This window comes from Pseudomonas sp. R62 (genome assembly GCF_000257605.1).
GTDB lineage: Bacteria > Pseudomonadota > Gammaproteobacteria > Pseudomonadales > Pseudomonadaceae > Aquipseudomonas > Aquipseudomonas atacamensis.
On record NZ_JH635999.1, the window covers coordinates 2,099,826 to 2,104,160 of the forward strand.

Annotated in this window: 6 protein-coding genes; 1 reads left to right on the forward strand and 5 read right to left on the reverse strand. The window is 57.9% G+C overall.

What is annotated here, in order from left to right; all coding sequences use genetic code 11:
• From ggt to OQK_RS27315, 4 genes are all read right to left on the reverse strand, one after another.
• Positions 1–1,303, reverse strand: a 1,303-nt coding sequence (ggt, locus tag OQK_RS27300; protein WP_016775254.1) for a gamma-glutamyltransferase, incomplete at its 3' end; no start/stop codon positions are given.
• Positions 1,304–1,451: 148 nt separating this feature from the next.
• A complete protein-coding gene (locus OQK_RS27305; protein WP_016775255.1) occupies positions 1,452–2,039 on the reverse strand; it encodes an NUDIX domain-containing protein in 588 nt (195 codons plus the stop codon).
• 99 nt (positions 2,040–2,138) lie between these two features.
• On the reverse strand, positions 2,139–2,774 hold the full coding sequence (locus tag OQK_RS27310) for a lytic polysaccharide monooxygenase auxiliary activity family 9 protein (protein ID WP_016775256.1): 636 nt from the start codon (positions 2,772–2,774) through the stop codon (positions 2,139–2,141).
• A 207-nt stretch (positions 2,775–2,981) separates the two neighbouring features.
• On the reverse strand, positions 2,982–3,422 hold the full coding sequence (locus OQK_RS27315; RefSeq protein ID WP_016775257.1) for a hemerythrin domain-containing protein: 441 nt from the start codon (positions 3,420–3,422) through the stop codon (positions 2,982–2,984).
• A 152-nt stretch (positions 3,423–3,574) separates the two neighbouring features.
• Here OQK_RS27315 and OQK_RS27320 point away from each other — a divergent pair, with 152 nt between their 5' ends.
• Positions 3,575–4,000, forward strand: a complete 426-nt coding sequence (locus OQK_RS27320; RefSeq protein ID WP_016775258.1) for a GNAT family N-acetyltransferase — start codon at positions 3,575–3,577, stop codon at positions 3,998–4,000.
• 101 nt (positions 4,001–4,101) lie between these two features.
• On the opposite strand, the gene OQK_RS27325 is transcribed toward OQK_RS27320, so the two are convergent.
• Positions 4,102–4,335: hypothetical protein (locus OQK_RS27325; RefSeq protein ID WP_016775259.1), on the reverse strand; the 234-nt coding region annotated here is incomplete at its 5' end.

A 4,335-nucleotide genomic window follows, 5' to 3' on the forward strand; every position in this document is an offset into this window, starting at 1 on the left:
CCCCCTGGACCAGCCCGTACATGTTCGGCACGCCGACCTTGGAGGTGAAGTCGTCCATCTCGTCGTTGAGGATTACCCCGGTCTTGCTGGCCATGACGCCCGCGCCGAACCAGTCGTTGAGCGTGTACGTCACCGAAACGGCATTGCCCCACTTGTCGACAATCGAATAGTGCGTGGTGTTGCTGCCTTCGTGGGGCGCTACACCGGGCTTGAGCTCAGCCGACACGCCGGCCTTCTGCGGCTGGATGGCGTTGCGCAGTTTGGTCGCGTAATTCTTGTCCAGCAGATGCTCGATCGGATTCTTCACGAAATCCGGATCGCCGAGGTAGCTGTTGCGATCAACGTACGCGTGGCGCATCGCTTCGATCTGGTAGTGCATGCCCTGAGCGGAATGGAAGCCCAAGTCCTTCATCGGATAGCCTTCGAGGATATTCATGATCTGGCAGATCACCACCCCGCCGGAGCTCGGCGGTGGCGCCGAGACCACGTGATAGCCGCGATAATCGCATTCCACCGGGGCCAGTTCGCGAGTCTTGTATTTGTCCAGGTCGGCCTGGCTGATGATGCCTTTGTTGGCCTGGCTGGAAGTGACAATGGCATCGGCGACCCAACCTTTGTAGAAGCCGTCGGCGCCCTTGTCGGAAATCGTCCGCAGGGTTTTCGCCAGATCCTTTTGCACCAGTTTCTGCCCGACCTGCATCGGCTCGCCGTTGCTGAGGAAGATCGAGCCGGAATCGCGCATGTCCTTCTTGAACACATCCGTCGCGTATTCGAGCAGCTCGACATCGCCCTGCTGCAATTCGAAACCGTCTTCGGCCAGTTTGATCGCCGGGGCAATCATCTCCTTGCGCTGTTTGGTGCCGTATTTGCTCAGCGCCAGCTCCATGCCGGACACCGTACCCGGTACGCCGACCGCCAGGTGCCCGCGCGTGCTCAGTTCCGGAATGACGTTACCGTCCTTGTCCAGATACATGTTGGCGGTCGCTGCCAGCGGCGCTTTTTCGCGGAAATCGAGAAAGGTCTTGCGCCCGTCCGCCAGTTGAATAGTCATGAACCCGCCGCCGCCAAGGTTGCCCGCAGCCGGATAGACCACCGCCAGCGCATAGCCCACGGCCACTGCCGCATCCACGGCATTGCCGCCGTTTTTCAAAACGTCGACGCCGACATGGGTCGCCAGATGTTGCGCGGTGACCACCATGCCGTTTTCCGCCGCCACCGGAGCCACTGATGCCGCGTGAGCCATGAGACAGCTGAGCGCCAGAGAGGTCGCAATGAGCGATCTGGCCAAAGGTTCGTACTTCATGAGTCGATCTCTTTTTGTTTTTGGGGACTGCGCAAAACGCAGGGCAACGCTTCAGGAGCAACAAGCAGTATGGCCGGCTTTGGGTATTGCGCCTCCCCGTTCAGCCAGTATGCTGAGCCATCGCAGTCTTTGGCAGCTCCTGCCCGAATCAAGCGAAGAGGTTATTCATCGCTGCGTACTGCAACAGCATGATGGTCTTGGCGTCGCAGATCTCGCCGCGTTTAAATGCTGCCAATGCCTCATCGAAGCCCCACTCGAGCACTTCCAGCTCTTCGGTTTCCTCTTCAAGGCCACCACCGTCGCTGACTTTGGACGCCGCGTCGTATTCTGCGATAAAGAAGTGCAGTTTCTCCGTCACCGAACCGGGACTCATGTACGCCTCGAATACTTTTTTCACGTCGTGCACGCGATAACCGGTTTCCTCCTCGGCTTCGTCACGAATGCGCTGCTCGGGCGCGGCACCTTCCAGCAACCCGGCGGCCACCTCGATCAACAATCCATCGTGGCCGTTGACGAACACCGGCAAACGAAACTGGCGGGTCAGCACCACCGTGCGCTTTTCGCGGTTGAACAGCAGAATCGCCGCGCCGTTGCCCCGGTCGTATACCTCGCGGGTCTGGCGCTGCCATTCGCCGTTGTTGCGGTGGTAGTCGAAAGTGATTTTCTTCAGCAGATACCAGTCGTAGGACAACACCTGAGTGTCGACGATGTTGACCCGTTCGGCTGTGTTGGACATCGCGTCTGATCCTGTCTTCATGGGGGGACTGCCATGGTCGATCAATTGCGCCGACAAAAAAAGCCCGGTAGCGCTACCGGGCTCGTTCAGCCTGCGCGGTTACTGAAAGTCGACGTCGAAGGCCTGGTAGAAGGCGTTGCCGGTATTGGCGACGATCCACATCAGCACAATGACGTGATGACCCTGCTTGTTCGCAGGCAGCTTCACTTGATGATCGACCTTGGCCTTCAATTCGCCGGCATGGCTGTAATACGGCACTTGCGGGTAGAAGTCTTCGAAGAACGGCTGGGTTTCGAGCTGCGCACGGCTGATGCGTTGCTGTGGATCCCAGCCGTCTTTGGTGATCAGCCAGCGATAACCACGGGTGGTGTGCGGCGCGGTGTACGCCCAGCTGACCTCGAGAATCTGCCCCGGATCGACATTCAGCAGCGGCCAGTTGAATGAACGGCCGAGCTTCTTGCTCATCTCGTCGTCGGTGTAATTGACGCAATCGCGGGCATCGGTCTTGCCGCCGCTGAGAATGTAGCCATCGGCCGGCGGCGCGACGCTGTCCGAGTCGGTCTCGAAAGGTTGCGGGAAAGGTCCGGCGTCCATGGCCGGAAAGTTCTTGCCACCTTCCATTTCATTGACTTGCCAGGCGCCTAGCAAGCCGAGGTCTATGGCGACCGCGCCGCGACTCGCTGGCGAGATGACACGACCGTGTTTGAGTTGGGTTTGTGGGATTGCCTGATTCATCTTGCTCACTCCGTTGATTTGAGAACTCTCCTTCCCGAGGAGAGGCCTTCAAGCTAACGGAGGTGAATTTTTTGTCCATCGGCGCTTTTGTCACAGTCCCAGTGTGCAAGACGTAAAAAGCCCGGAAACACTGGATGCATAACCAGTGCTTGACGACGCATCGCACCCAACGTGTAGCTGAACACCTACACGCCGAGTCGCCTTTGGTCATTCAGACAGTTGCGCCTGATACTCCTTTTCGTACTGCCCGGCGAGTTGGGTTTTCTGTTTATCGTCGAGCAGCTTGCCGGCCATCTGGAAGAATTTGTGCTCTTCTTCCTCGAGGTGGTGATGAACCTTGTCGGAAAGCTTTTTGGCCGTGGCCAGCCAGGCCGGACTGGACATTTCGGTCTCGTCGAGTTCTTCCATCATCTCGTCCATTTCGTGGTGTTCGGCGATGGCGTGGCGGCTCAGGTCCACGCCTTCATCGATTTCCATTAACGGAATGTAGAAATGCCGCTCTTCAGCGGTTTCATGCGCTTGCAGTTCTGCTTTGAGCTGCTTGTAGGCCTCGACTCGCTCAGGGCTGTCGCCGCTGGTCGCGATCAAAGCCTTGGCGTAAGTGCGCTGGCGCTCGTGGCTTTCGCGCAGGGCTTCAAAAATATTCACGGGATTTCCTCATCAATCGCGCTCAGGGAAAGACGCGATAAAAGCCTAGACCGCAACGCTGGTTTGACGGTTCCGCTTGTTCGATCGAAGGGCTTGGAGACGTTTGCCCGGACGCGTTAGGCTGGGCGTTCAATTACACAAGGAAGTCATGCATGAATTTGCGTATCGAGTTGACGCAGAATCCTACCGAGGAACAGCGTCAGGCCATTCTGCAGCCGCTGATCGAGTACAACGATGCTCAAACCGGCGGTTCGAAATCCGAGCCGTTCGCCTTGATGGTCAAAGACCAAAATGGCGAAATACTGGGCGGTTTGTACGGGCGAATGATTTTTCGCTGGATGTTCATCGAACTGCTGTCAGTGCCGGAACAAGGTCGCGGACAGGGGATCGGCTCGAAATTGATGGCTCAGGCGGAAGCCTTGGCCAGGGAAAAAAATTGCTACGGCCTCTGGCTCGACACCTTCGATTTTCAGGCGCCGGAGTTCTACAAGAAGCTGGGGTTCTGCCAGTTTGGGGAAATCGTTGACTACCCACCGGGGCACAAGCGGCACTACTTTCAGAAGCGCCTGATCGATTGAGTCATGCCGTATTCGCGAGCAGGCTCGCTCCCACAGTGCAATGCATTACAACTTGTGGGAGCGAGCCTGCTCGCGAAAGCGTCAACCGCTTCACCCCATAATCACAGGCAGGTCGCCATCGCCGCCATCCGCCGCATCGCGACAAAATCACTCTTCTGCGCGTAGTAATTCAAAGTCGTACCCGAGGCTTCGGTGATCACATCGACAAAAGACTCTGCCGAACGCGTATAAACCGTAGTGCCGCCGGACTCGCGCGGCTCCAGATAGGCCGCCGCGTCGACGCCGAACACGGCTTCGTCCTGCCAGGCGAATTGCACGCACCGGGCGACGTCTTT

Coding starts and splice junctions, on each gene's coding strand:
- OQK_RS27305 (WP_016775255.1), bottom strand. CDS start 2,039: ATGTCCAACACAGCCGAACGGGTCAACATCGTCGACACTCAGGTGTTG.
- OQK_RS27310 (WP_016775256.1), bottom strand. CDS start 2,774: ATGAATCAGGCAATCCCACAAACCCAACTCAAACACGGTCGTGTCATC.
- OQK_RS27320 (WP_016775258.1), top strand. CDS start 3,575: ATGAATTTGCGTATCGAGTTGACGCAGAATCCTACCGAGGAACAGCGT.